At 47.1% G+C, this 26,981-nt stretch carries 21 protein-coding genes and 1 tRNA gene; 11 read left to right on the top strand and 11 right to left on the bottom strand.

Translation table 11 applies throughout. The features are described 5' to 3' along the window. The first annotated feature begins 2 nt into the window (after window positions 1–2). The 5 genes from QZ209_RS12585 to QZ209_RS00130 all read left to right on the top strand — a co-directional run bounded on the left by QZ209_RS12585 (window position 3) and on the right by QZ209_RS00130 (window position 2,791). On the top strand, window positions 3–188 hold the full coding sequence (locus tag QZ209_RS12585) for a four helix bundle protein (RefSeq protein ID WP_366515723.1): 186 nt from the start codon (window positions 3–5) through the stop codon (window positions 186–188). After that, entirely contained in the window at window positions 172–327 is a 156-nt protein-coding gene (locus QZ209_RS12580; RefSeq protein ID WP_366515722.1) for a four helix bundle protein, read from the top strand. The genes QZ209_RS12585 and QZ209_RS12580 overlap by 17 nt, the downstream gene beginning before the upstream one ends. 22 nt (window positions 328–349) lie before the next feature. Continuing rightward, window positions 350–1,111 (top strand): TIGR03915 family putative DNA repair protein, encoded by a 762-nt coding sequence (locus tag QZ209_RS00140; RefSeq protein ID WP_366515721.1) that lies wholly within the window; start codon window positions 350–352, stop codon window positions 1,109–1,111. Between the two features lie 347 nt (window positions 1,112–1,458). Next, window positions 1,459–2,205 carry a transporter gene (locus QZ209_RS00135; protein WP_294343170.1) on the top strand — a complete coding sequence of 249 codons (747 nt, stop codon included), beginning with the start codon at window positions 1,459–1,461 and terminating at the stop codon, window positions 2,203–2,205. Between the two features lie 28 nt (window positions 2,206–2,233). After that, on the top strand, window positions 2,234–2,791 hold the full coding sequence (locus QZ209_RS00130; protein WP_294343168.1) for an AAA family ATPase: 558 nt from the start codon (window positions 2,234–2,236) through the stop codon (window positions 2,789–2,791). On the opposite strand, the gene QZ209_RS00125 is transcribed toward QZ209_RS00130, so the two are convergent. Continuing rightward, entirely contained in the window at window positions 2,781–3,251 is a 471-nt protein-coding gene (locus QZ209_RS00125) for a hypothetical protein (RefSeq protein WP_294343165.1), read from the bottom strand. The two genes, QZ209_RS00130 and QZ209_RS00125, sit on opposite strands and share 11 nt — an antisense overlap. A 379-nt stretch (window positions 3,252–3,630) precedes the next feature. Between QZ209_RS00125 and QZ209_RS00120 the strand changes: the two genes are divergently transcribed. After that, window positions 3,631–6,192 (top strand): ATP-dependent Clp protease ATP-binding subunit, encoded by a 2,562-nt coding sequence (locus tag QZ209_RS00120; RefSeq protein ID WP_294343163.1) that lies wholly within the window; start codon window positions 3,631–3,633, stop codon window positions 6,190–6,192. Between the two features lie 275 nt (window positions 6,193–6,467). On the opposite strand, the gene QZ209_RS00115 is transcribed toward QZ209_RS00120, so the two are convergent. From QZ209_RS00115 to thiL, 3 genes are all read right to left on the bottom strand, one after another. Beyond that, on the bottom strand, window positions 6,468–7,832 hold the full coding sequence (locus QZ209_RS00115; protein WP_294343160.1) for a TrpB-like pyridoxal phosphate-dependent enzyme: 1,365 nt from the start codon (window positions 7,830–7,832) through the stop codon (window positions 6,468–6,470). Window positions 7,833–7,911: 79 nt separating this feature from the next. After that, a tRNA-Leu gene (locus tag QZ209_RS00110) sits at window positions 7,912–8,000 on the bottom strand. A gap of 120 nt (window positions 8,001–8,120) precedes the next feature. Then, window positions 8,121–9,200 (bottom strand): thiamine-phosphate kinase, encoded by a 1,080-nt coding sequence (thiL, locus tag QZ209_RS00105; protein WP_294343158.1) that lies wholly within the window; start codon window positions 9,198–9,200, stop codon window positions 8,121–8,123. Window positions 9,201–9,276: 76 nt separating this feature from the next. On the opposite strand from thiL, the gene ftsY reads away from it, so the two are divergent. Further along, a complete protein-coding gene (gene ftsY, locus QZ209_RS00100; RefSeq protein ID WP_294343157.1) occupies window positions 9,277–10,221 on the top strand; it encodes a signal recognition particle-docking protein FtsY in 945 nt (314 codons plus the stop codon). A gap of 101 nt (window positions 10,222–10,322) precedes the next feature. On the opposite strand, the gene QZ209_RS00095 is transcribed toward ftsY, so the two are convergent. Beyond that, on the bottom strand, window positions 10,323–10,916 hold the full coding sequence (locus QZ209_RS00095) for a DUF123 domain-containing protein (RefSeq protein WP_294343156.1): 594 nt from the start codon (window positions 10,914–10,916) through the stop codon (window positions 10,323–10,325). A gap of 66 nt (window positions 10,917–10,982) precedes the next feature. Between QZ209_RS00095 and QZ209_RS00090 the strand changes: the two genes are divergently transcribed. Further along, window positions 10,983–11,645, top strand: a complete 663-nt coding sequence (locus QZ209_RS00090) for a protein-L-isoaspartate(D-aspartate) O-methyltransferase (RefSeq protein ID WP_294343155.1) — start codon at window positions 10,983–10,985, stop codon at window positions 11,643–11,645. 101 nt (window positions 11,646–11,746) lie between these two features. Next, window positions 11,747–13,849, top strand: a complete 2,103-nt coding sequence (locus tag QZ209_RS00085) for a peptidylprolyl isomerase (RefSeq protein ID WP_294343152.1) — start codon at window positions 11,747–11,749, stop codon at window positions 13,847–13,849. A gap of 10 nt (window positions 13,850–13,859) precedes the next feature. Here the strand turns inward: QZ209_RS00085 and ptsP are convergent, their stop codons facing one another. From ptsP to rfaE2, 6 genes are all read right to left on the bottom strand, one after another. Then, window positions 13,860–15,641, bottom strand: coding sequence for a phosphoenolpyruvate--protein phosphotransferase (ptsP, locus tag QZ209_RS00080; protein ID WP_294343149.1), 1,782 nt, complete (start codon window positions 15,639–15,641; stop codon window positions 13,860–13,862). An 87-nt stretch (window positions 15,642–15,728) separates the two neighbouring features. Continuing rightward, window positions 15,729–17,309 carry a replicative DNA helicase gene (dnaB, locus tag QZ209_RS00075; protein ID WP_294343148.1) on the bottom strand — a complete coding sequence of 527 codons (1,581 nt, stop codon included), beginning with the start codon at window positions 17,307–17,309 and terminating at the stop codon, window positions 15,729–15,731. A gap of 161 nt (window positions 17,310–17,470) precedes the next feature. Further along, window positions 17,471–18,088 (bottom strand): uracil-DNA glycosylase, encoded by a 618-nt coding sequence (locus tag QZ209_RS00070; protein ID WP_294343146.1) that lies wholly within the window; start codon window positions 18,086–18,088, stop codon window positions 17,471–17,473. 136 nt (window positions 18,089–18,224) lie between these two features. Further along, entirely contained in the window at window positions 18,225–19,457 is a 1,233-nt protein-coding gene (gene coaBC, locus QZ209_RS00065) for a bifunctional phosphopantothenoylcysteine decarboxylase/phosphopantothenate--cysteine ligase CoaBC (RefSeq protein ID WP_294343144.1), read from the bottom strand. Window positions 19,458–19,572: 115 nt separating this feature from the next. Beyond that, complete coding sequence (locus QZ209_RS00060) at window positions 19,573–24,075, bottom strand: translocation/assembly module TamB domain-containing protein (RefSeq protein ID WP_294343142.1); 4,503 nt, start codon at window positions 24,073–24,075, stop codon at window positions 19,573–19,575. A gap of 245 nt (window positions 24,076–24,320) precedes the next feature. Beyond that, a complete protein-coding gene (rfaE2, locus tag QZ209_RS00055; protein WP_294343139.1) occupies window positions 24,321–24,815 on the bottom strand; it encodes a D-glycero-beta-D-manno-heptose 1-phosphate adenylyltransferase in 495 nt (164 codons plus the stop codon). Window positions 24,816–24,926: 111 nt separating this feature from the next. Between rfaE2 and QZ209_RS00050 the strand changes: the two genes are divergently transcribed. Both QZ209_RS00050 and QZ209_RS00045 read left to right on the top strand, forming a co-directional pair. Further along, window positions 24,927–25,841, top strand: a complete 915-nt coding sequence (locus tag QZ209_RS00050; RefSeq protein ID WP_294343137.1) for a lysophospholipid acyltransferase family protein — start codon at window positions 24,927–24,929, stop codon at window positions 25,839–25,841. 58 nt (window positions 25,842–25,899) lie between these two features. Further along, on the top strand, window positions 25,900–26,981 hold a 1,082-nt coding region (locus tag QZ209_RS00045), incomplete at its 3' end, for an ABC transporter transmembrane domain-containing protein (protein ID WP_294343134.1).

Genomic DNA, 26,981 nt, shown 5'->3' with positions numbered 1-26,981 from the left:
CCATGTCCTTTGTTGAAGACATTTACGGTCTTACGAAAAAATTTCCTGAAGAAGAAAAGTATGGACTTACAGCACAGCTGAGAAGAGCATCAGTTTCAATACCGTCCAATATTTCAGAAGGAGCGGCACGGAATAGCAAGAAAGAATTCGAACATTTTACTTTATATCGGATTGGGATCAGTTGCTGAAGTCGAAACACAGTTGGAGCTTGCCCGTCGTCTTAATTATGTCACCTTTTCAACAGTTGAAACTCAACTACAAAACATCACCGAAATAAGACGAATGATACAAGGGCTGATAGGTCACCTGATTTCTAATAAAGACTGAATCTCCTAACACATCAGTAGACTTGTTACTTGTTACTCGTCACTATCGACAAATGAACCGCTACCGCTACGACGGAACAACCGAGGGACTGTTAACCGCGATAGATCACATTCTCCGGCACGAAACCGATCCGCAGAAGGTCGAGCTGGAACCACAGCGGCAGAACCTTTTCGACGAAGGAGTGTATATCGCTACAGATCCGCAAAGGGCTGATATTCTCATTCGCAGGTTTTCAGCCGCATATCCTGACAATGCGAGACAGGTGATATACGTTATACTTTCGGAAAAAGAATTGATGGAAACATCTCTCCTGCAATACATGCATGCGGTCTCTGTCTATGGATGCCGTATAGGCGCTCACCTCACTCATCCGGCGGTGCTTGCCGTGCACTTTCTGGCTCGCAAAGTTGGGCGAGAGGTGCATCGTTTCAAAGGGCTTCTTCGATTTGCGATGCTTGAAGATGGCAGCTACCTTGCCAGAATGGAGCCGGATTTCAATATCATTCAGCCGCTTTCCAAGTTCTTTACCCGAAGGCTTGGAACCCAGGAATGGTTTATCTGCGATGTCAAACGTTCACTGGTGTCGCACTGGGATGGCAGAAAGATCGACTTTGGAACCCTTGAATCGTTCCGCTCCCCTGAGCTTGCAGAGGAAGAACTCCAGGTGCAGCGGCTTTGGAAAACCTTCTTTACCCATGTTGCCATTCCTGAAAGAAAAAACCCACAACTGCAGCGTTCTTTCATGCCGATGAAGTACTGGAAATATCTGGTTGAGAAAGAGTGAAGGTGCCATATAGACCATAGCGATGGCAGTTGTTAGCAAAAATTCAACGACGACGACAGTGCTTTATAATCGTCTGGCTGGCACTCCAAAAAACCATAAAGTAAACTGTAGAAGATCTCATGGTGGTTCACTCTGGCCTTCTATGCTTTATTTATTATTTATGTTATCAGGGTTTTTGAGGGTTTCGTTAGAGAATGTTTTCTGTTCGAGGCACAAAAGGTTTGCTATCATAAAACAAATATTATAATTACAAGCTCGTATATTTTTGGTTATACAATTCCCATACAATTTGAAGCAATCATTTCAAGATCACCATGGTTCGAACTTTTTTTCTTGCATCCATACTGATGTTATTTACTTTTCCTCTCCACGCGGCACATCCGCTGATTACCGATGACACCGGTACACAGGGAGCTGGCAGGTTTCAGCTCGAGATAAACAGCGAATTCACCGATGATGAAGATGATGCGGTTGATGAAACAGGGGGAGAGGTCGCTACGATCCTTTCCTATGGCATCACCGATGATATCGATGTTGTCCTCGGCCTGCCTTATGTCTGGTACAGGGTCAGGGATGATGGATTTACCGTTGCCGATGAGGATGGCGTAGGTGACTTGACTCTGGAGGTGAAGTGGAGATTTTTTGAATATGAAGACCGGGGTCTGAGCGTTGCCCTGAAGCCCGCGGTTTCGTTTCCGACAGGAGACGATGAAAAGGGTTTGGGTAGCGGAAAGGTTTCCGGAGGGGGTGCGCTGCTTGTATCCAAAGAAGGAGTACTTGGCAAATTGCACCTCAATCTGGCATATATGTATAATGAATATGGGCTTGATGAAGATGACCTGTTGTTGCGCAATGATATATGGCATGCCTCGTTTGCGGGAGAAATCAATGTTACCGCCGATATGGTCGGGGTATGCAATATCGGGGTGGAAACAAACCCTGAAAAGGGTATGGATGATCATCCAGCCTTTCTTCTTGGCGGTTTGATCTATTCGGTTACCGAAGATTTTGATATCGACGCAGGTGTCAAGTGGGGATTGAACGACGTTGAAACCGATACAACATGGCTTGCTGGAGTTGCCTTGCGACTCTGATGTTTACCGGGTTATCAGGAAGGTGGGTATGCAAACGGTACGGTATATCATAACAGGAGGCCCCGGAAGCGGAAAAAGTACATTGCTCGATGCACTTGGTGATCGGGGTTACCGCTGTTTTGAAGAGGTCTCACGGCGGCTTATAAAGGAACAGACACTGCTCCCGAACGGTATCATGCCGTGGAATGATCTGCCTGCTTTTGCAGATCTTGCCGTTGACGCGATGGTAGAACAATATCACGTTTCATGTGAAGCCGAAGGGATCTGTTTTTTCGACCGTGCAATCCCGGATGTGTTCGGCTATCTCAAAAACAGCGATATAGCCGTTCCGTTGAAATACAGGAAGCTGCTCATGGGATGTTGTTTTCAGCAAGATGTGTTCATACTTCCTCCCTGGTCCGATATTTTCGAGCAGGACAGTGAGCGGCCCCAGACTTATGATGAGTCGGTTTCTTTGTATCGTGCTTTATGTGATGCCTATCTGGAGTGCGGTTTCAGGTTACATCATGTACCGAAGGGTTCAGTGGAAGAACGGGCGGAGTGTATCGTATCACTTGTTGTCGGGCAACAAGGTGTCATAAAATGAACTCCAGATCATATTCTTTTTCGATCGTTTCTAGAACGAACGTTTTGAGTTCGTTCAGAAACCTTGAAAACTCTTTGGGATCGATCGTTCTCCAGTATGCGGCTGCTATGGGAGTGTCATGCCAGCCCAGGAGTGCCTTTTCTTTTTTTTGTGGGTCTATCTTCCTTTCGGTTTTTGCAAGGATAGCAAGCATTTTTCCGAGTTGACTGTGATGCAGAAATGCCTCGTCCCAGCTGTCCAGGCCGTGACCAGTTTCTGAAACGAACGGCAGTTCGTTCAGTGACTCGACGATGTCGAAATGAAACAGGGCTGTATGGTTGTGTGCGGATATCTCCAGTGTACCATAGGTGCGGTACTCGCCGTCGGTGAGGTAAACCCGGTTTATCGCTCCGGTTCTGTAAATGGATAGTGCCCGGTGTTCGGGATTTGCGTCGTCGATGAAAAGATGTGTTATTTCCATTTCTGAAAGTAAGTCAAAATTCAAGAGTGAAAAGTCTAAATAGTAAATTTACCCTGTTTGCCGGGAGATGTTACTGTGAACAGCTCTCGCCAGCAGTCTGCCGATTCCTTTAATTTTGTTACTTGTTTTTCGTCACTCCCCACTCTATAGAGGGATAGAAACCTTTAGCATTGCATTTCTGTTTTCCTTAAAGTTAATTGGTTTTAACCGGCTATCTTTATATAATTATTAATTCAGCGCTGAATCAGGTTTTCAATTCCCCATGGTAATCCGGATTTTTCCGGTAAGTGCTTGATTCAAAAGAGGATGAACAGGTCGTGAGCTAATGGGTTATGTGTTGGAAGAGACTCTTATTCAAAACATTTACTAAAGCAGGAGAATGGACGGAAATTTTTCAAATAGAGTACAGGATGTCATTCGTCACAGCAGGGAGGAAGCTCTCAGGCTGGGTCATGACTATATAGGAACAGAACATCTGCTTTTGGGTTTGATCAAGGAGGGAGAAGGCATTGCTGCGAGAATTCTTAAAAACCTCAACATAGATCTTTACAAACTCAAGCAGAAAATCGAGGAAAGCACCCATCAGAAAGTTGCTGCGGCACAGATGGGAAATGTTCCTTTGACAAAACAGGCGGAGAAGGTGCTTAAAATAACCTATCTCGAAGCGAAAATCTGCAAGTCGAACATTATCGGTACCGAGCATCTTCTTCTTTCCATTCTGAAAGGAGAGGACAATGTCGCTGCTCAGATTCTGGAGCAGTTCGGGGTATCCTATGATGCGGTCAGGGATGAGCTGATGACGATAACGAGCGGTAAAAGTGACTCGGGAGAGTCTTCTATGGAGGGGGCGTTTTCATCCGGTTCGGAAAAGTATGCGAAAAAAACTGAATCGAAAAGAGGTGAACGCACCAAGACTCCCGTCCTTGACAATTTCGGCAGGGACATTACAAGGCTGGCTGTGGAAGACAAGCTCGATCCGATCATAGGCCGTGAAAAGGAGATCGAGCGTGTGGCGCAGGTTCTGAGCAGGAGGAAGAAAAACAACCCTGTTCTGATCGGTGAACCGGGTGTTGGTAAAACAGCTATTGCAGAAGGTCTCGCCTTGAAGATCGTTCAGCGGAAGGTGTCCAGGATTCTTTACGATAAAAGGGTCGTCGCTCTCGATCTCGCTGCGCTGGTTGCAGGCACGAAATACCGCGGGCAGTTCGAGGAACGGATGAAAGCCTTGATGAACGAGCTTGAACGTTCCCGTGATGTTATTCTTTTCATCGACGAGCTTCATACCATTATCGGTGCCGGCGGCGCTTCGGGCTCTCTCGATGCAAGCAATATTTTCAAGCCGGCTCTTGCCCGGGGAGAGCTCCAGTGTATCGGTGCGACGACGCTCGACGAGTACCGTCAGTACATCGAAAAAGACGGTGCGCTCGACAGGCGTTTCCAGAAAATCATGGTCGAACCGACCACCGTTGACGAGACCATTCAGATTTTGCACAACATCAAGAGCAAATACGAAGCGCATCACCATGTGCGCTACGATGACGATGCCATTGAAAAATCGGTTAAGCTGTCGGAACGTTATATCACCGACAGGTATTTGCCCGACAAGGCTATCGATGTGATGGATGAAGCGGGTGCAAGAGTGCATTTAAGCAACATCCATGTTCCCAAGAACATTCTCGACCTCGAGCAGGCTGTCGAGGAGATCAAGTCCGAGAAGAACCGTGTTGTAAGAATGCAGAACTTCGAAGAAGCAGCGAAGCTCCGTGATAAGGAGAAGACCCTTCTCGAGTCTCTCGAACAGGCCAAGATCGAATGGGAGGAACGGGCCGCCGACACGGTCTATGACGTTACAGAAGCCGATATTTCTTCTGTTGTCGCCATGATGACGGGCATACCGGTGATCAAGGTTGCTCAATCCGAGTCGAAGAAGCTGCTCAACATGGCAAGTGAGCTGAAAAAGGAGGTTATCGGGCAGGACGAGGCTATCGACAAAATTACCAAAGCGATACAGCGCACGAGGGCCGGGCTGAAGGATCCTGCCAGGCCGATCGGTTCTTTCATATTTCTCGGACCGACAGGTGTCGGCAAGACTGAGCTTGCCAAGGCTCTGACCCGTTACATTTTCGACAGTGAAGATGCTCTTGTCAGGGCCGATATGAGCGAGTATATGGAGAAGTTTTCCGTCAGCAGGCTCGTCGGTGCCCCTCCAGGATATGTCGGCTATGAAGAAGGGGGGCAGCTCACGGAGAAGGTTCGCAGGAAACCGTATTCGGTTGTGCTGATCGACGAGATCGAAAAAGCGCATCCGGATGTGTTCAATATTCTCTTGCAGGTGCTCGATGAGGGTGTGCTGACCGACGGGCTCGGCCGAAAGGTGGATTTCCGGAACACGATCATTATCATGACATCCAATATCGGGGCTAAAGATATCAAGAGTATTGGCAGCGGTATGGGATTCATCTCCGGAGATGCGGCTGAAGACAGTAGCTATAAATCGATGAAGTCGACGGTTGAGGATGCCCTGAAGCGGGTATTCAATCCTGAATTTCTCAACCGGATCGACGATACCATCGTTTTCCACCAGCTCGAGAAGAAGCATATCTTCGAGATTATCGATATCATCTCAGGTAAGCTTTTCAAACGGTTGCATGAAATGGGCATCGAGGTCAGCATCGACGACAAGGCTAAAGAATATCTTGTCGAGAAAGGCTATGATCAAAAGTTCGGTGCAAGGCCGCTGAAGAGAGCGATGCAGAGAAATGTCGAGGATTCCCTTGCCGAAGAGATGTTGAAAGGGAAGTTTCCCGAGGGAAGCACCATCAGGATTTCTTACGATGAGAAAAACGACAAACTGCAGTTTACAAAGGTGCCGGACTCTTCAAAGAAAAGCAAACAGAAAACGCCGATCGATGAAGAGCTGACAAACGGTAAGGATCAGTAAAACAAAGAGGAAGTCTCATTAGTTCTACAATGAGTCTTTCTGGTAGTCATCCTCGGGCTTGACCCGGGGATCCATCTTCCAAAGAAAGTCAGTATGGATGCCGCATCCCTGTGAAATCCGAACACCTATTTCACGGGGCGGCATGACTCTCTACCTGAAACGTATGCATGGTGATCGATAGTCGTGAGGCTGTTCTTTTGAGACAGCCTCTTTGTTTTGTGACAAGTGACGAGTAACAAGTAGATAAAAAATCATTTGTCACTTGTTACTGCTTTCTATGGTTTCGGATGATCCTTGACGGCGGCGAGCGACTGTTGGAGCAGTTCGTCCGGCAACGGATAGTCTTCGAGTTTTCCGGACATGAACGCATCGTATCCCTGAAGATCCATAAGGCCATGGCCCGACCAGTTCATCAGGATGACTTTTTCTTTTCCTTCTTCACGCGCCAGGTTTGCTTCGCGAATTGTCTGGGCTATTGCATGTGAGGTTTCCGGAGCGGGAATGAAGCCTTCGGTATGTGCAAAGAGCAGCGCGGCGTTATAACACTCTGTCTGCGGTAAGGAATTCGCTTCGATGAGGCCATGCTGCAGAACGTGGCTTACCAGCGGAGCCATTCCGTGATAGCGCAGGCCGCCGGCGTGAATTGCCGGAGGAATGAACCCGTGCCCCAAACTGTGCATCGCCAAAAGAGGTGTCATTTTCGCGACATCGCCGGAGTCGTATATATAGGGACCTCTCGTCAGGGTCGGGCAGGCTTCGGGTTCGGTGGCGACGATACGAAGGTCTTTTCCGTTGATTTTGTCGTGAATGAATGGAAAACTGATGCCTGCGAAGTTAGAGCCGCCGCCGGCACACCCTATGACGATGTCGGGATAGGTGTTTATTTTTTCGAACTGCTTTTTCGCTTCGAGACCGATTACTGTCTGGTGCAACATCACGTGATTCAGTACACTTCCTAACGAATAACGGGTGTCATCGCGCTGGACAGCTTCTTCAATCGCTTCACTGATGGCTATACCCAGGCTTCCCGGTGTGTCGGGCTGTTCAGAAAGTATTTTTCGACCGATTTCGGTTGTGTCACTTGGGCTCGGGATACAGTCTGCGCCCCAGGTTTTCATCATGATTTTTCTGAAAGGCTTGTGGTCAAAACTGATCCGGACCATATATACCTTACACTCGATACCGATAAGTTTGCAGCTCATGGCCAAGGCGCTACCCCATTGCCCGGCACCGGTTTCGGTTGTCAGGTACTTGATGCCGAATTCCCGGTTATAATATGCCTGCGCAACAGCGGTATTCGGTTTATGGCTACCTGCGGGTGAGACGCCTTCGTTTTTATAATAGATTTTGGCAGGGGTTCCAAGCGCTTTTTCAAGCCTCTTTGCCCGGTAAAGCGGAGATGGTCGCCAGAGCGAGAGAATCTCCCGTACCTCCTCGGGGATGGTGATCCAGCGTTCGGTGCTCAATTCCTGTTCTATGATGTTCATGGGAAAGACCGGTGAAAGGTCTTCGGGTTTGATCGGCTTACCGTCCATTCCAAGAGGAAGCGGCAAGGGGGTTGGAAGGTCTGCCTGAATGTTGTACCACTGCCGAGGCATTTCATCCTCATGCAGGAGGATCTTGGTTGGCTCTGAACTCATGGGATAGTAGGGCTTGGTGACTGAGAAAAAGAAGGGGAGAGAACGTATGTAAACAGGAACTTCATATGTATCGAACGTATGGTGCCGAAGGCGGGAATCGAACCCGCACGTTCATTGCTGAACACAGGATTTTAAGTCCTGGGCGTCTACCAGTTCCGCCACTTCGGCAACATTCTGCTGCATTAATGGACGAGCAATTTAATATCTTCATCGGAATTCGCAAAAAGATGCGGAAAGGTCCTTGTAGAAAGTCATGCCTCTCCGATATCGAAAAGATATTTCAACCGCTCAGCCCTGTTCTTCTTTCCGAAAATGGTTGAACCCTCCAATGGTGTTGAGGTCGATGTTCATGCCATAGATATCGGAAAGCTGCAACCCTTTTTCTTCAGGGGTGATTTTTCCGATAACGGTGATATCCGGATGCGATGCGATTACGGAAAAGTGTTCTTCTTTCAATGTGAAGAGAAGCTCGTAGTCTTCTCCTCCGCTCAATGCATAATTCACCGCGTCGTCCTGGAATTCGTCGGCGATGTGCCGTGCCTGGGAAAGAATGGGAATGCGGCCCTCTTCGATGTGCGCACCGACTCCCGAGCGTTTGCAGATATGGGCGAGATCGGAAGCTAACCCGTCCGATATATCTATCATCGAGGTTGGCGTGATGTCGTGCCGGTGAAAGAACTCTACGATGTCGATTCGTGCCGAAGGGAGCAGCTGTCGGCGTATCGCATCATTGTATTCCTCGAGATTGCTCATGACATCCTTGTCATATTTTTCCCCATGCTTGATATGTTCCAGAATGATATTTTTTTCACGCATGAGTACTTTAAGTCCGGCAGTTGCCCCTCCAAGGGTGCCTGTTACACAGATGAGGTCTCCGGGTGAGGCTCCTTTTCGATAGGTTATTCTTTCCTTTTCCGCTTCTCCTGCAACCATGACGGATATGACGACACCACCTGAAGAGGCTGACGTATCTCCACCTGCCAAGGCAGTGTTGTAGCGTGTGGCGGTTTCACTCATACCCCTGTACACGGTTTCGACGAATTCAACCGATGCTTTCGATGGAAGAGCGATCGAGACCAGAGCGTAGCTGGGCTTTGCGTTCATTGCACAGATGTCCGAAACGTTGACGCTCATCGCTTTGCTGCCAAGGTGCTGAAGGGGGGTTGTCAGAAGATCGAAATGAACTTGTTCGAGCAGCAGATCCGTGGTTGCAACCTGGACAGTCGAGGATGACAGCTCGTAGACGGCACAATCGTCTCCGATGCCTTCGAGAAGTCTCGGTTTGGCATCACACGTTGGTGCGACGATCGAGGATATGCGTTCAATGAGACCAAATTCACCAATATCGGAAATAGGTTTAAAAGACATTTTCAGTAAATTCAAATTCTTGGTAGAAAAATAATGACGGCGTTCTTGTAGATAACATAGACAATTTGTTTTTCATATGGGTTTCTTTGACAAGCTAAAATTATCACGACTCAAGGAGGGATTGACAAAAACTCGTGAATCCATTCGTGAGAATATATCCAGGATTACCCAGGGAAGGACCGATATTGACGAGGAGTTTCTCGAAGAGCTTGAAAATATACTCATTGCAGCGGATGTAGGGGTCGAAACGACGCTCAGCATAGTTGATCGCATTACAGAAAAAGCGGAGAAGGAAACCTATCATTCTGAAGATGAGCTTAACGGGATGTTGATGCAGGTGATGGAGGAGATGCTGCTCGATACCCCCGAATCACATCCTGTGGATTTTGATGCTGTCTTACCGGCGAAACCCTATGTAATTCTCATTGTCGGAGTCAACGGGGTAGGTAAAACAACCAGTATAGCAAAGCTTGCGCATAACTATAACAAAGCAGGAAAACGAGTTATCATCGCAGCAGCGGATACGTTTCGTGCGGCTGCGGTGCAGCAACTGCAGATATGGGCTGACAGGGCAGGAGTGCCGATGGTGAGCCAGGGACAAAATGCTGATCCGGCATCAGTTGTTTTTGATGCTGTCAGCTCTGCTGTTGCGAAGAATGCCGATGTTGTGCTTGTTGATACGGCGGGCCGATTGCATAACAAGGCTCATCTCATGGAGGAACTCGCAAAAATAATGAGGGTGGCAAAGAAGAAAGTTCCGGATGCTCCTCATGAAGTGTTGCTGGTGCTCGATGGTACGACCGGCCAGAATGCGGTTTCGCAAGCGAAGGAATTTACAAAGTGTGTCAATGTCACCGGTTTGATCGTCACCAAACTCGATGGAACGGCAAAAGGCGGAATTGTACTCTCGATATCGAGGGAGCTCGAGCTGCCGGTAAAATATATCGGTGTTGGAGAAAAGATCGATGACCTTCAGATATTCGATCGAGGAAAATTTGTGGGAGCGTTGCTTGGGAAGTGAAGAATAATGCTGAGGCTTGAATAGTGTTTCATAAGGTTCGAACCGGTGATTCAATGGTGTCACAGGATTACATGGATGGCTCAACGGGTGGGATAAGGGCTTTACTCGATGACGGATGAGTGTTCTTCCATCTCTTGCAAGTATGACGTTACTTTCTGCTCGAAAGCGCAGATACAGCTCTCGAGGTTTCTGACTCCGAGAAGATGAGTGTCTCTTATGGTGTCTCGCGCACCAAGCTTTGGTGCGATGATGAACGTTTCGTCAAGTGATTCTACAAAATCGGAGACGGTGCTTTCCAGTCTGAGAGGAGAACGGATGATAGAGACGTTGATGATCTGGGAGTATCTGCTGTCGAGCAGGTAGTCGATGTGCCAATGGAGTTTTTTACCGGTGGGTGGTTGTAAATTAGAGGTGGCAAGGTTGTTGTTCCTGAATAAACGGATCATCTGACTCCTTATTTTATGAGGAGGTTTGCCGCTGGAACGGGAAGCGTGACGGACAAGTCTCCTTGCCAGTGGCATGGAGGCCGGGTCGTTGCCAAGAGCAGATCCTACATAGAGATAAAAGCCTTGGTCGAGAGGGATCTTTCTGCCCCCAAGAAATCTGCCGAAGCTGAGGTTCAGTTTCTTTGAAAGGAGTATGAAAAGTGCATAAGTTCCCTGTCGGGAACTGTCCCCGAAACATGTTATCGGCATGGTTGAACAGATGAGGTTCATGATATTCGGGAAACTACATGTTTTTGAACTATCGGAAAAGAACTCATGGCTGAAGAACAGGATGCTCGTACCTATAAAAAGCGCCGTTGCGAGATGGTCGAGCAGCTGAAGCGTTATGGAATAAACAATTCCCGGGTTCTGGATGCTTTTCTCTCAGTCGAACGACATCTTTTTTTCGATCCGAAAGATCGGGATTATGCCTATGATGACTGTGCGTTTCCAATCGGGTGCGGCCAGACCATTTCACAGCCTTTTACCGTGGCGTATATGACTTCAATGCTTGTGGAGCGCTGTTCGGGGGGAAAAGTCCTCGAGATTGGTACGGGGTCGGGATACCAGGCAGCGATTCTCGATTGTATAGGATATTCCGTATATACTGTCGAGCGGATACCGGAGCTTTTCAAACGGTCATCCGGGATATTCAGTCTGCTCGGTCTGAATATTCGACAACGCCTTGGCGATGGTACTCTTGGCTGGAGTGATCATGCTCCGTACAATGGGATCATTGTAACCGCCGGCGCTCCTGAACCACCGCATACACTTCTGGCACAGCTCGCTGAAGGTGGTGTTATGGTCATTCCCGTCGGGAACAGTACAGGGCAAAGGATGACGGTGATGACTCGTCATGGAGTCTCATTCGGCCGTGAGGAGTTTCATGCATTTGTCTTTGTTCCGCTGGTTGGTAAAGAGGGGTGGAGAGATGGATAGTTCGTCAGTCAGCAGCGGAGAGCTGCCGGGATTTCACTTGAACGCTTTGCGTATAATTAGCAAAACAAAATAAAACTGAATAATCAGAAAATCGTCGAGATATGGGAGTTATAACAGGGATAAGGGAGAAGCTGCATTTTGTCTTATATGCGTTAGTGGCAGCATTTATTGCCCTTATTGTGTTTGAATGGGGGATGAATTTCAACGGTTTTTCCGGAGGGGGAGCTCTGGCGGGCAAGGTTAACGGAAAACCGATCGAATATCGGCACTATGAAAGGGTGTATGAAAGTCTTGTCGACAACTTCAGGAGTCAGGCATTGCAGGCAGAGCTTACCGATGCTGTCGAAAGAGAGCTGCGCCAAAGGGCTTGGGATATTGTTGTCAACCAGATCATTCTCGAAGAGCAATTGGAGAAATACAACATTCGTGTCAGCGACGAAGAAGTCGTTGCAGCAGTCGAGAGTGACAACCCTCCAATGGTTATCGTTCAGAATTTTTTCGATCAGGAAACCGGTTCGATCGATCGTGAAAAACTTGAAAAAGCGAGGATGGCTCCTGAAAACAAAGAGATCTGGATAAGGATCGAGGACATTATCAGGGGGGAGTTGATGGAAAAGAAACTGCAGCAGACCCTCAATAGAATGGTTCGGGTTTCCGATGCAGAACTCGAGGCTGTTGTTGATAGGGAGTTTGGCTCATTTTCTGCTTCTTTCATCCCGGTACCCTATAGCGTGGCCGGTAACGATACGCTTTTTACGGTTACCGATAAGGAGGTTGATGCCTATTACGAGGAAAATCGGGAAATGTTTCGTCAGGAACCGACAAGAGCCCTGGATTATGTTGTTTTTTCGGCAGTACCTTCAGGCCGTGACAGTCTTTCGATCAAAAACGAGCTCGAATCACTCGCCGTGAATTTTGCAGAAGCCGATGACGACAGTGCGTTTGTGAATCTTCAAAGCGATCGACCCGATACGTTCGATAAAAGGTATACCCGGGCGGATTTTTCGGTAGAAGCCGGGGATTATGTCTTTGATGAAAACCCTCTCGAAGTTGGTGGGGTGATCGGTCCGGTGGCAGATCGTAACACGTATCGGCTGATAAAGGTCAAAGGGGTTTCCAAGGGCGAACCTGTTGCAAGAGCCTCGCATATTCTTATTCCTTATACAGTGGGGGATGCTGCAGGTGAAGCAGCGGCTCGAGAAACCGCAGCCATGATACTGCAGGATATACGTGCGGGGAAACGATTTGCCGATCTTGCCGAACAGTATTCTCGAGATGAAGGATCGGCATCTCGAGGTGGTGATCTGGGTTGGTTCGCCAGAAATACCATGGTAACCGAGTTTGATGAAGCTGTTTTTGGGGCAACTGCAGGTTCACTTGTCGGTCCTGTCGAGACCAGGTATGGCCTTCACATTATCAGGGTTACAGGAAGAGATACGAAAACAATCACCTGTTCCGAAATTGTCAGGAACATCAGACCCTCGGACACTACTCTTGAAAATGCAAGGCGCAAGGCTGCCGAATTCCAGATAGAGGCGGAAGAGAAAGGTTTTAGCCAGGCTGCCGAAACGCTCGGGATGGACAAACATGCAACCGGCTATGTTACGAAAACGGACATGATTCCGAAGATTGGTTATAATAATATCATTACAAGGTTTGCTTTCACTTCTTCCAAGGGATCGGTTTCGGATGTCATTCAAACTGATTCAGGATTTCTCGTTATGCAGCTTGCAGGAAACAATGACTCGGGATACAGAAAAATGGACGAGGAGCTACGGGAGGGAATACGTTCCGAATTACTGACAAGAAAAAAGGGAGAGGCTCTCGATAAAAAGCTTTCCTCGTTACTCGAAGAAAAAAACGGTAATCTCGATGCTGTTGCCGGAGCTCTTGACGACATATCGGTTATAACAGCAGAGAATATTCGTTTCACCGAACAAGAGATCCCCGGTTATGGCAGGGACATCCGATTGATGGAGGCCATAATCGGTATGGAGCCCGGAAGTGTGTCGAAACCTGTAGCGATATCCAACGGGAGAGCATTGATTCTTCTTCATAAAAAGACCTATGAAGAGAACGATATGGAGTCCAGAAAAACCATGCTGCGCGCTATGCTCGAGCAGGTCAAGGAAGAGCGGTTCGTACAAGATTATTTCGCTGCCGAACGTCTTGCTGCAACCATTGAAGATTTACGGGGTTTTTAGCGCTGCAGTGTTAGTTGTCGTCTGCTTCTTCTTGTTCAGCCACTACATGGTCGGCCTGGAATTTTTTCAGTCTGTCTTTTATTTTCGAAGCAGTTGGCAAGTTGAGACAATCTTTGACGAGTTCCCTCGTTTCATCGACGGTGAAAAGACGGGCCAATGTTTTTAACTGAGGAATATCAGCGCTCACAACACTGAACTCTTTCAAGCCGCACCCTACGAGGAACGGTAGTGCAAGGGGATCCGAACCCATGTCTCCACAAAGCGATACGCGGCAGTTGTTGCTGCATGCTGCGGTGATTATTCGGTGTAACTGGCGGAGTATTGCCGGATGGAACTTATCGAAAAGATCCTGAACGATCTCGTTGTTTCTGTCAACGGCCAGTGTGTATTGTGTCAGATCATTCGTCCCTATGCTGATAAAATCGACAGCTTTGGTGATTTCATCGATGATTTCTACCGCTGCCGGTATTTCAATCATTGCTCCGAGTTCGGGCTTCGAAAAGCCGATTCCGGATTTATCAAGGTCTGTGACATGTTTTTCAAGCGTATCCCGTATAGCCATGATTTCATCGATCGAAGAGATCATCGGGAGCAGGATCTGTATGTTTTCGGAGCCGTTGGCTTTTAGAATGGCGCGTAGCTGAGCGTCAAGGATTTCCGGTACATCTATCAATATTCGTATACCTCTCCAACCGAGGTTCGGGTTGGGTTCGCTGATCGGAGAGTAGATCAGTTTATCCCCTCCAATGTCAAACAAGCGTATGACAAGCGGTTCAGGGTTCAGGGCTTCGGCCATCTCCCTGTAGTATTCGGTTTGTTCTGTTTCCTTTGGTGGTTTGGTGTTATCGATGAAGAGGTTTTCACTTCTGAAAAGCCCAACCCCTTCAGCCCCGGCAGAACGTATGGAAGGGATTTCTTCCTTGACATCTATATTTGAATAAAAATGTAATCTGATACCACATTTCGTTACCGCGGGAGCGCTTGCAAGTTTACTGGCAACAGCTTCTATTTTGGAGTCTTCTGCCATTTTATCCATATAATTCCTGACAGTATCGTCATTGGGATAAGTGATCGCAGTTCCATCACCTCCGTTGATAACGAGAGGGGTCCCCATAGATATCTTCTGGGTGAAATTGCTGAGTCCAACGATGATCGGGATATTCAGTGATTTACAGATAAGAGAAATGTGGGATGTCACGCCTCCTGTTTCGGTGACGAATCCTTTGACGTTGTTTCTGCTGAACAAAATGATATCGGCAGGAGAAAGGTTCGTGGAGACTATTATCATGCCTTCGGGTATCTTCGATTGCAGTTTCTGGTTGTGCAGGTTCCTGATAATCCGGTTTTTAATGTCGACAAGATCCTGGGCCCTTTCCTGAAAGAGTGTTTCGGATGATTTTTTGAAGTGTTCGAGGTAATTATCGAACTCTTCGTCAATGACCAATTGAGCCGGTTTCTTTTCGTCACGGATTCGCCTGATGATGCTTTCTATCAATACCTGATCGTGCAGCAACATGATCTGTGCCTGAAAGAGATCCGAGTATGCCTGGCCAAGTTTCTGTGTGGTAACCCGTTCGATTTTTTCCAGTTCTTTTTCAGAGCGTTGCAATGCCCCAAGAAACTTTTCGATCTCATGTTCTAATCTTTCCGGTACCAGTTTGTCATAAGAATTTTCTATCTCTTTGTGAAGAAAAAGATAGGCTGGCCCGATCGCAATGCCTTTCGAGGCTCCGATACCATGAAATACATGTTCTTGTGGCTGATTGTCTGGGAGATGTTGTTGGTCGTTCATAACACAATGACTTTACTATTGCCCTTAAATTGTTCCCGCCAAAGTCCGGGCTGTAAGCTGGTTTTGACTTGTTGATATTCAATGTACTCAGAACGGTGCATCGTCAGGTGCAATAAATGTGTCCTGCGGTGAGCCTTCCAGGCCTGGTGGAGATGGCGGTTCCGGTAGCGGCGGCTGTAATTGTGGAGGCGGTGGTTTCGTTGTACTTTCCGGTACGTTGGAGATCGCTTCTCCATAATTGTCCATGCTGTAAACGTTCGCTGTGGAAAGGAATCGGCCATAGTTCTTCAGGAACCGGAGCCGAATGTCTCCAATCGGGCCATTTCTTTGCTTGCCAATGATAATTTCAATGATATCTTTCGTTGATGTTCCATCGTCGAAGGTGCTTTTACCATACATTTCCGGTCGTGATAAAAACATGACAACATCTGCATCCTGTTCTATGGAGCCCGATTCTCTGAGATCACTTAACTGCGGGCGTCTGTCTCCCGAACGTTGTTCAACCGAGCGGTTGAGCTGGGCAAGCGAAATGATCGGAATGTTAAGCTCCTTGGCAAGTGCTTTCAGTGATCGTGAAATTTGCGCTATTTCCTGTTCGCGGTTTGATTTTCCGTCCCGAACAGGTGTAACCAGCTGAAGATAATCGACCACTACCATGCCGATGTTGTGCTCCTGCTTCATCCTTCTGGCTTTTGCCATAAGCTCCATGATCGAGATACCTGGTGTATCGTCGATAAACAGTTTGGAGTCGGCAAGGGCATCCATGCTATTGATGATCTTGCCCATCATTTCAGGGGTTATTCTTCCTGTTCTGACGGCCTGTGATTCTACATAAGCTTCAGCGCACATGAGCCTTACGGCGAGCTGAATTTCAGCCATTTCGAGGCTGAAGAACAGTACAGGTGTGCCGAAATCGACAGCAGCGTTTCTGGCAAGTGCAAGTGAAAATGCTGTTTTACCGGCAGAAGGCCGTGCGGCTATGATGATAAGATCCGATGGCTGGAAGCCTGCAGTCAGATCATCGAGCTCTGAAAAACCAGATGATGTTCCGGTCACTGACGTCTGTGACGAGCTGAGAGACTCGAGCATCCTTGTTGCATTTTTCAGCAATTCCTTGATGTTCGAGGCTTTTTTCTTTATGCCGGCCTGAGATATGCTGAAAAACTGCTGCGATGCAAGTTCGACGAGATCGAAAACGTCTATTGCGGAGCTGTACGATGCGCTGGATATATGAGATGAAATAGAAATAAGTTTCCGGTAAAGATACTTTTCCTTGGCAAGTTTGGCGTAGTACTCGATGTTTGCGGAACTGACGACCTTGTTGGTGAGTTCGGCGAGGTATTGCCGGCCGCCGACGTTTGCGAGTTCGTTCATGCGGGATAGTGCCTCGCTGACCGTTATGATGTCTATGGCCTGCCGTTTCTGGTAGAGTGAAAGCATCGCCTTGTAAATAAGCTGGTGGCGCTGCTCGTAAAACACTTTTTCTCCACTTTCACCGAAAATCTGAATGACCTGTTCGATAGGTTCTCCTTCAAGCAGAATACAGGCCAATACTTCCTGCTCTATTTCCGTGGAATAAGGAGGTATCCTGCTTTCCTGCGAAAAATCTATATCCTTGCTCAGGTCAAGCTGAGGTTTGTTATGTTTTCTGGCTGTTGCTTGTTTCATGGTACTACGTGATAACCTTGTCAACAATCGTCAGTAAATATCTTCAACCTTCTCTTTATTCGATATACACACTGTTCTGTTCATCAATATTGTTTTTGCCGGTAGCCAAAAGAGGAATGTCGAGACTATACGTTCAATTCCCAATATAACATGGTACCTGTTCAGCACACGCTATCATAATGACTCCGAAGCATTTTTACGTCTTCCCAACAGTGGCGTTTCCAGTTCGGATTGCGTAAAAGAGCGGCAGGATGATATGTCACGATGACATCGTAGCCGTTCCATCGAAGAATTCTGCCTCTCAAGTTTGCCATGGACTGTCTGTTATCGAGCACCGTGTTCGCCGCTACCCTTCCTAAGAGTAACAGAATTTTTGGTTTGATCAACAGCAGCTGGGTTTTCAACCAGGGCATACAACTTTGGATTTCATCGAGGTTCGGGTTGCGATTTTCAGGAGGACGACACTTGATGATATTGCAAATAAACACATCTTCTCTCGAAAAGCCGATCGCTTCGAGAATTTTGTCCAGAAGTTTTCCTGAGCGTCCTACAAAAGGTCGTCCCTGCGCATCTTCTTCGGCACCGGGGGCTTCTCCTATGACTACAATTTGAGCCTTAGGGTTTCCTTCTCCAAACACAAAATTGTTGCGGGTTTCGGCAAGACGGCATTTTGTACAGTCTTTTGATTGTTCGTAAAGGTCGTTCAAGTCCCGGAATCGAACCAGAGATTCATTGTGTGCGTTAATGGGACTATCATCTTCAAAGAGAGATCCCTGCATGATTGACGTATAGAAAAAAGGTTTCTGTTTAAGAGTAGACGCTTCATGGCGGGATAGCCACGTTGTATGTCAGCTTTCTGTTTTATGTACTGCTTCCAAGCTACTTGGCCAGCAAGCTGACCAGCGTTTTTGCTTGTCATTCGTCGTCGCTTATGAGTCCTTCAACGATATCGAGCATTCGTTCAGCAGCTTCGTGTTTACCGAGCAGCGGAAGTTCATAGAAGTTCATACGCTTGTCTATCAGTGTTATAATATTGGTATCGACTTCGAAACCTGATGTTTTACCATCAAACGTGTTGTACGCGACAAGGTCCAGTTGCTTCTGTTCCAATTTTTCCTTGGCGTTATCGAGGTTTCCTGCGGTTTCAAGAGAGAAGCCGACTGCAATTTGGTGCTTTTTTTTCTGCTTTGAGAAACCAGCAAGAACATCAGGATTTCTGACAAGATCGATTGCCATGGTTTCGCTGTTTTTTTTGAGCTTGCCGGTAACATGATTCACGGGTCTGTAGTCTGCTACAGCAGCTGCCCCTATAAATATATCACAGGACTGATAATGTTCTTTTACAGCCAGGTCCATTTCTTCGGTACTTTCTACATCCAGCCGGTCGACACCTTCTGGTGTCGGCAAGTGAACCGGTCCGGTAACCAGCGTCACCTTCGCCCCTCTTCTTACAGCGGACGTGGCAAGAGCAAATCCCATTTTTCCCGAAGAGTAGTTGGAGATAAAACGTACATCATCGATTTTTTCTCTTGTCGGTCCTGCAGTTATGACAATGGATTTTTTCTCGAGGTTCGAAGGATGGAACGTTGTTTCAAGAGTTGTATCAATAATTTTCACGATGGCTTCGGGTTCAGGCATTCGGCCTGTTCCGCATTGGCCCGATGCAAGTTCACCGCTTTCAGGATTGATGACTGTGCAGCCGTTCTCTGAAAGCCAGGCAAGGTTTCTCTGAACCGAGGCCGAGGTGAACATTTCGCCATCCATTGCCGGAAAAATCAGTTTTGGTTTGTTCGGACGAAGTGTGATAAATGAAGCGGAGAGCATATCATCACTTATGCCTGCACTGAGTTTTGCGATAGTGTTCGCTGTAGCTGGAGCGACGACATACATGTCAGCCCACTCTCCCATTGAAATATGTTTCGTCCAGTCTGCTTCTGTTGAAAGACGATCAGGAAAAATATCGGTGTACACCGGTTCCTGTGACAAGGTTGACAGAGTAAGCTCAGTAACGAATTTGGTGGCTGCTTGAGTAACGAGAACCCGAACGTTCGCTCCCTGTTTTTTCAGGAGCCGGACAAGTGTCGGTATTTTGTAGGCTGCGATGCCTGCACAGACTCCCAGCAGAATGTTTTTATTTTTCAGGCTCATGAATGTTTGTTTTATCATCACGTATGAAAACCCTTATCAGGGCGCATTGCACATTGTTACAGACAATGTACACGAATCATCGTAAAATGCTTGTATCGTATGGTTAAACCGGATATTATTTTTCCTTTCCGGTGCCAAGTACCCTGTTCCAAAACTGTTCCCAGCTGTAGAATCGCTCTCTGTACGAAAGACTCAGCCCATAGGTTTCCTGGGGTTCAAGAAGGTTTGTCGTTGTGACATCGTTGCCAAAAAGACCGTACGAGCGATAAGCCTCGAAAAAAAGTTTCGGAGTGATACGGTACTCGAGTCTTTGGCTGTTTCCATAATAATCGAAAAGAGCGGTTTTCCCAATATCGGGGCTGCTACCCGTTCCGATGAAGCGTACTTTTCCTCCAGTTCCCGGAACAAGGAATGCCAATGAAAATTCAAGACCGCTGAGAGATCCCTGATCGTCTAGACCGACATTCACGCTAAAACTCTCGAAACCAGCGAGATCTTCGACAAATCGTGAAATCTGTGATGAAAGCAAACCGGTTCCGGCGGAAAGACCCACGCTCGAAAACGGTACGTTGCCGAGACTACCCTGACTGCCGGGCCGGGCGTACCATTGTTTCGTGAGCAAAAGTGAAATCACGTTAAGTTCCGCATTCGGGTCGATCTTGCTACTTTGGGCTCCAATCATATTTTCTGAAGAGTAAGGCTGTGAATCATCGTTGAGATAGTAACCCATTTGTACATCGGGGTTGTTGAGCGTTCCCTGGATTGCGAGCAGAAGGCGAACGTTATCGCTTTCGCCCGTTTGTGCGTTCGATGCGTTGACGAATTTTCTCCCAAAAAGATTTTCCATGACACCGTCTCTTATATCGACGTTGTTCCAGGCAATTCTGCCCCCGTCTTCAAGATCGAAATCGCTGTTGGAGAATCGGTATTTTCCTGAAGAAATGTTGACTGAGCCAAACAGGCGATAGCTTTGCTGGTTTTTGTTAACGATAAGCGAAAGGTTCTGCAACGTGGTTTCAAGCTGTTCTCCTCGTGTCCTGTCGAATATCATGTTGTATTTCAGTGGAGCACTGCCTTGCAGTTTGAGGTTCTGAATCTGAATGATATCGATCAGGGTATAATAAAATTCAGGAGTTTCCAGCTTTGTCGTGTCTTCGGCATCTGAAGGATCCATAGATTCGGGATAGCGAGGAACGAATGTGACAAACCGTTCCACTCCGATGTATTTTGCGCTTTCATTGGAGCCTGTTCTGTACAGTGTGAAATCAGCGTCGGTAATCTGCAGATTACCGGTAAGAATCGGTTGTGAGATCTCGCCATAGAAGCGAACATTGTCGGATGTGCCGGTAATGGTACCGAAAGAGGTTTCGTCTTTCTTGTCCTCTTTGTTGAACAGTAAAAGATTTTCGAACGATGCGACAAGATCGATCGTTGTTGCTTCGAGGTTTTCAAGGTCGACCGATCCGTTGATTCTGCCGGTTCCTCCAAGGGCATCTCGGATGGTGATTTTCCTGAAATCGGCTTTCTGAGGGGTAATGACGATCGATCCGGACAGGCGGTAGACCGTTTCGGTCGGAGTTACGGTTATTTCCGTATCCATGAGTTCCGCACTGAAATAAATGTCCGGCTCGGGTGTTGTGCCTTTTACCGTGAGTTTAGCCGGAATGGTGCCTTCTGCAGTATCGAAGAACGGTAAGAGCAGTTCGAGAATTTCTGCGGATAAGTGATCGGAAGAACACGATGCCGAAACAGGTTGGTTTTCTGGAATGGAATATTCCAGAGGGAACCAGTTGATTCTGAGGGGGATCGACGCGTTGCCCTCGAGATCGTTGAGCGGTTCGGGTGACATGCGCCCGGTTGAAAATTCAGCGTTCAGTCGTTGACCTTTGTGAGATGCCTGGAGGTTGATGCTGCCTATGATCACATCATCATAGGCGAGGTTTTGTCCGGTAAGTTTCAGCGTGGCTGTTTTTGCATTAGAGCTGCCACTGATACGCAGTGAGGATGATATCGAGCCCTGGAGTGTGGCTTCGGGAAAGAAAATCTGAAGTTCCTCCAAGTTGAGGTTTTCAATACTGCATTCGAAGAGGCCGGTTAACTCATTACTGAGCAAACCGTTACACGTGATGACCTGCTCTCTGTTGCGTATGTTCAGTGCATAAAGGCGGGAGTAGTTTTTTCCGATATCGAGCTTTGCTCCCTTGTTGGCGGTCCACCCATTTCCATCGGGGTCAGTTACTGAGAAATCGTTGAGTGTCACATTATAAAGATTGCTCTTGCGGACGGCTGCTATATCTACCGATAACGAACGCTGGATGTCAGGAACTCTCAGATCGAGACGGGTTCTCACTCCGGAGTTGTCGTAATCCGCTTGTAAAGACAGCTGTTCGATGTTGTGCCAACCTGTTTGCAGTGAGGATGCTGCTGCCTCGACGGATGTGCTGATAAAGCCGGCATCGTTGTACTCAGCCGCTATCGTAATCGTCGTGTTGTCTATCGAAAAAGCAGTTTCTCTACTTAGCTTTTCAATAGTGATAGAAGAGGTGAGGTGGAGATTGCCGTTGCTTCTGTATGATTGTCCCGAAGCCTTGCCTGAAAGCGCATACCCTTCGAGAGGGAAAAAAACAGCCAGAGGAGAAATGTCTCGAACCGTAAGCGTATAATCAGCCGAAAAATCTTTTTCGATGCTCTCTGCGGCAGGTTCGGGGAGAGTGGTGCTCCAAATGTTGTTTTTCGCGATTTCGCGGGTTGCCGACAGAGCTGTAAGGTTTATACCGGCAAAGAACTCTCTGAACGTGTATCTGCCTTCAGCGCTGAAGTCGAGAAAGTCGCTGTTGAGGTTGACTTTCGATATGGGCGATTTCTGGGTGATTTCGAACGTCAGTTCTGAACCTTTCCGAAATATGTAATCGTTGATTGTCGACTTGCTGAAGAGGATCGAGATGTTTCCGTTGAGTTTTTCAGGATCAAAATGTTCCCCTCGGAGGCGAGCTGAAAAGGTGAGATTCGAGCGTATCTTATCAGAACCGAGAATTTTTGAAAGATCGATATTAGAGACAGATCCATTGCCTTCATAGACGGGGGTCTCACTGCTCCAGTCGATGTTTCCATTCAGTGAAACATTTGTATTGCCGTCGCTAATGCTGCATCCGGTTGTCAGAACATCATTCTTGTAGGTCAGCAGAATGGTTCCCTCGGTTAACTCCTGCTGATGCCAATACGAGTCTTGAAGGTCGATCGAAACCGCTGCCTCGAGGGGTTGTGGTGAAAGGCCGCTTCCTGATAAAGTTCCTGTACAGGTTATACCGCTCACTACGGTAGTATCTTCGACAAGGAATCTATGAAAATCGAAATTCTGTAAAGCGAACTTTCCATTGTAGCTGGTCGGGGTGTTTTCTGCGATTTCTGCCTGCAGAGAAAGACTGGCATCGCCAGCTTCTGTACCGATGGATAGTTCGGTATAGAATTCATTCATGTTACCTTGCCCGTAACCGGATACTTCAAAATCGCCTGCCGGTTCGACAAGGGATTTGAGCGCAGTATCCGCAATGGCCGTTTGCAGGAAATCTCCGGAAATTCTCGAACTGTCGCTCTCGAGTCTGAATCCGAAGAACGCCGGTTGATTGAGGTTGAGCAGTTCTCCTTTCAGCTTTAGAATGGAGCTTTTATGTGACAGGACCGCGTTATCGATGTCTATTTTTCTAAGCCGTCCTTCCGCATTACCGGAAAAACTGTAAATCCCTGAAGGAAGAGGATTTTCCGGAAGAAACAATTCAAGGTCATCGGTGTGTATCGCGGAGGATGTTACCGAAAGCATCGCCAGGCTGTTGGCATGCTCTTCTGCGTGCTCGGAAGAGAAAATATCGAACTCATAGAGTCCCATAGATAATTCTACATCGCTTTTAGCGGTTTTAGCCTTCAGATCCAGTATTTCAACACGCTTGTTGGTAAAGGAGAGTTTTGCCGATCCCTCCTGTAGTATGACGTTGGATTGCGGAACGTTGAACTGGATTTCACGTACGACTCCACTGATGTTTTGATGGGAGTAGCGGAATCTGTTACCTCGAAAGTTGATGTTTTCTATATCCAGGCGATCGGGTTCTTCGTCTTTTTTCGTGAAATCGAGGTACTCTGCCGAGCAATTGAAAAGCTCGAGGTTATAACATAGGAAGAGCTCCAGTGCCGGGGTTTCGGTTGTTACCGCTTTTCTGGAAGTGAAAATGTCCTCGATATTCGTGCTGCCATCGGAGTAGTGCTCCAGACGGAAAAAAAGCGAATCTGCTTTCAATGAACGTATCGTGATCGATGAGGGGCTCGAGAGCAATCGGAGAACATTCAGATTTACTGTGAGCTTTTCTGCCGAAACATCCGGTTTATCGGCGTCTTTGCGGTAGACCTCCGGTTTGTATAGGATGATTTTTGATGGAAACTGCAGGTCGACCTCTTCTATCCTGAGCTTTCCTTGAAATTCGCCATTGAAAAAATCGGTTATTCTTTGCTTTACGAGTTTATCCAGTGAACCGCTGTTCAGTACAACGGCAAGAATGATCACAATCACTAGAAACAGTGTTGATACACCGATGGCTATGCCGAGAATATATTGTTTAACCTTGTTCAACTGTTTACAGTCCCTGCTTTTTCATTATTGTCATTTCCCTGGAAGAGGTGTCCGCAAACATACAATCCAATCATAAGGTTACATGAATGCCTCGTTGTCCGTGAAGCGGTTCACATCCCGTAACATCGGGAACATGGGTTTTCGCTGTCGGCCTGTCAAAGTACTCGTTTGGTTTCAGGGGATAGTTACCTCGAGAGCCTTTCCGGTCATTCTTTTTTTCATGAATTTGAAAAACCCTATTCCGATCACTTTTTTCCACAATAGATCTCAATGATACGTTCGATAATCGAGGTTGTCGATCGCCCCTCCAGAAATGCAATTGTTTTTACCTCTCCGCCATGTTCGAGTACTGTTTTTGCCCCGACAATTTTATCGATTGGCCAGTCGGCTCCTTTTATCAAAATATCCGGCAGGAGCTTTTCTATAATACGGGCTGGTGTATCCTCGTCAAAGATAACCGTGGCATCAACGGCTTCAAGCCCTGCCAGAACCGTGCAGCGGTCTGTTTCGGGTGCTATGGGACGGTTCCGACCTTTCAGTCGTTTTACCGATGCATCACTGTTAACCCCTACAACAAGAACATCTCCGGCAGCTTTCGCTTTTTCGAGGTACTGTACATGACCTGCATGCAGAATGTCGAAACATCCGTTGGTGAAGACAACTTTTTTCCCTTGTTGTTTCCATTCGCTGACGAGCCGTTCGACAGTACGGGGGGCAAGGAGCTTTACTTTTGATGACATGTTTTTACGAAGAAATGATTACAATCCGTATGTAATAGATATGAATTATTAAGATTTTTTTAATAGAGGTTTGAATTATTCCTTCGTTTGGCTATAGACGAATAGTTTTTTATGGGTTCCTTGCAAAAAAAATGGAGACGTTTTGGGCAACAAGTTATTTACCGACTCTTTCTTTTACTTGGTTTTCTGGTCAGGCGCATAAACCGTTACCAGTTCGAGCGTCTGGCCTGGGTTATGGGGGATTTTGTCTACTATGTTCTCAGATCACGGAGAAGCCTGGTTACAACGAATCTTACCATCGCTTTTCCTGAGAAAGGAGGTCGTGAGATTGACGGAATCGCCCGTCAGGTTTATCGTAATCAGGCGGTCAACCTCCTGGAGGTTTTACGGTTGCCGTTGATACAGGGGCGTGAAGATGCCGATGAACGTATCGATCTTTATCTCGATGATTTTCTTACCAAAACGAGAGATCAGGGGAAAGGAGGAATACTGGTTTCAGGGCATTTCGGCAATTGGGAGCTTGCAGGGGTATGTATCGGCTTGCTTGTAAACCCGATTGCCGTTGTTGCGAAGAAACTGAAAAACCGCTTGGTGAACAGCGAGATCGAGCGTTTACGCTGCCTGTATGGCAATAGAGTGATTTATAAAAAGCAGGCTCTCAGAGACGGATTGAAACTGCTCAGGGAAGGAGGGATTCTGACTGTACTTGGAGACCAGTCCGATCCGAAAGGAGGTTTTTTTATGGATTTTCTCGGAAGGGAGGCTTCGGTGTATCTCGGCCCGGCTTTTCTCGCCCTCAGGGCAAATGTGCCGATGTTCGCTCTCATGTGCCGGCGGCAAGAGAGCGGGAAATATGTTCTCGAAGCCGAAGAGATCGATACCTCGGATCTTTCATTTTCCAGAGAAAACATAGAAGAGCTTACCAGGAGATACACAACAGCTCTTGAAAAGTACATTCACCGTTACCCCGAAGAATGGTTTTGGGTGCATAACCGATGGAAGAGGCGTTACATTGACAAAAAATAGCTGTATTGTATCTTTTCTCGGTACTATTGGCTGAAACGATAGAGGGTGATCATAAAACATGAATATTTTAATTGTAAGAATATTACGATACCTGGCGCCTTCGCGTTGGAAGATTGTGCTCGTTGTTTTCATAAGTATGCTGACATCTCTTTTCGGTGTGGTATCCATATATTCGGTTCTTCCATTGCTCAATGCCATTTTTACAGCTGATAAAACGGTTGTAACGCCAGCTGTTTCGGGAGAAAACGCAGCTATGGACAATGGGGCTCGGCCTCCCGGCCAAAAAACAGGAGGTGATTCGCTTATCGATACAGAGAAGTTTCAGGAACAATTGACCGATACGTTTCAGCGGATCTTTCATGCCGAAACGAAACAGAGGACGCTGCTGAATATCTGTCTGTTCCTGATAGCGGCGTTTGCCCTCAAGAACTTGTTTCTCTATATCAACAAGCAGATCATTTATCGTGTTCAAACCAAGGCGACGAAAGATTTACGAGATGATGTATTCCACTCGATCATCGAAATGCATCTGGATTATTTCAACAACCAGCGGGTTGGAGGGTTGATGAACCATGTTTACAACGATGTCCAGAGCGTACAGGGATCTATCAGCTCGACCTTTATCAACTTCATTCAGAACCCGTTTTCAATATTTGTATACGTTGGTGTGTTGTTCGTCTTGAGCTGGAAGCTGACCCTGTTTGCATTCGCTGTTTCCATTGTCATTTTTTTCGTTATCAGAATCATCGGGCGCAGAGTTAAAAAGCTCTCCAAGGTTTTAAGGCAAAGAATGGGGGATATGAACTCCGTACTGCAGGAAAAGTTCAGCGGTATCAAAGTCATTAAATCCAGCGGCTTCGAAGATGTCGAAATAGGTCGGTTCAAGAGTTTTACCAGCGATTTCCGGCGTTTGAACCTGAGGATTTTTCGGCTGAAAAACATCATCGGCCCTCTCAATGAGACGTTGCTGGTCATGGCTGTTGCCATGGTGCTCTGGTTCGGGGGTTTACAGGTGTTCGAGGGGGTTATGACGGCGAATGAGTTGATTGTCTTTGCTTTCAGCCTGTATTCGGCTATGGGGCCCATAAAAATGCTGGGTGAGGCCAATACGAAAATCCAAAGCGGTATGGCTTCGGCCGA

Source organism: Prosthecochloris sp. (assembly GCA_015482705.2).
Taxonomy (GTDB): domain Bacteria; phylum Bacteroidota; class Chlorobiia; order Chlorobiales; family Chlorobiaceae; genus Prosthecochloris.
This window is presented reverse-complemented; position numbering and strand designations above follow the sequence as displayed.

Bases quoted from the DNA above. Each gene is read 5' to 3' on its own strand.
- QZ209_RS12585 (WP_366515723.1), top strand. From the start codon at position 3: ATGTCCTTTGTTGAAGACATTTACGGTCTTACGAAAAAATTTCCTGAA.
- QZ209_RS00135 (WP_294343170.1), top strand. From the start codon at position 1,459: ATGTTATTTACTTTTCCTCTCCACGCGGCACATCCGCTGATTACCGAT.
- QZ209_RS00130 (WP_294343168.1), top strand. From the start codon at position 2,234: ATGCAAACGGTACGGTATATCATAACAGGAGGCCCCGGAAGCGGAAAA.
- QZ209_RS00125 (WP_294343165.1), bottom strand. From the start codon at position 3,251: ATGGAAATAACACATCTTTTCATCGACGACGCAAATCCCGAACACCGG.
- QZ209_RS00120 (WP_294343163.1), top strand. From the start codon at position 3,631: ATGGACGGAAATTTTTCAAATAGAGTACAGGATGTCATTCGTCACAGC.
- QZ209_RS00115 (WP_294343160.1), bottom strand. From the start codon at position 7,832: ATGAGTTCAGAGCCAACCAAGATCCTCCTGCATGAGGATGAAATGCCT.
- thiL (WP_294343158.1), bottom strand. From the start codon at position 9,200: ATGTCTTTTAAACCTATTTCCGATATTGGTGAATTTGGTCTCATTGAA.
- ftsY (WP_294343157.1), top strand. From the start codon at position 9,277: ATGGGTTTCTTTGACAAGCTAAAATTATCACGACTCAAGGAGGGATTG.
- QZ209_RS00095 (WP_294343156.1), bottom strand. From the start codon at position 10,916: ATGCCGATAACATGTTTCGGGGACAGTTCCCGACAGGGAACTTATGCA.
- QZ209_RS00090 (WP_294343155.1), top strand. From the start codon at position 10,983: ATGGCTGAAGAACAGGATGCTCGTACCTATAAAAAGCGCCGTTGCGAG.
- QZ209_RS00085 (WP_294343152.1), top strand. From the start codon at position 11,747: ATGGGAGTTATAACAGGGATAAGGGAGAAGCTGCATTTTGTCTTATAT.
- ptsP (WP_294343149.1), bottom strand. From the start codon at position 15,641: ATGAACGACCAACAACATCTCCCAGACAATCAGCCACAAGAACATGTA.
- dnaB (WP_294343148.1), bottom strand. From the start codon at position 17,309: ATGAAACAAGCAACAGCCAGAAAACATAACAAACCTCAGCTTGACCTG.
- QZ209_RS00070 (WP_294343146.1), bottom strand. From the start codon at position 18,088: ATGCAGGGATCTCTCTTTGAAGATGATAGTCCCATTAACGCACACAAT.
- coaBC (WP_294343144.1), bottom strand. From the start codon at position 19,457: ATGAGCCTGAAAAATAAAAACATTCTGCTGGGAGTCTGTGCAGGCATC.
- rfaE2 (WP_294343139.1), bottom strand. From the start codon at position 24,815: ATGTCATCAAAAGTAAAGCTCCTTGCCCCCCGTACTGTCGAACGGCTC.
- QZ209_RS00050 (WP_294343137.1), top strand. From the start codon at position 24,927: ATGGGTTCCTTGCAAAAAAAATGGAGACGTTTTGGGCAACAAGTTATT.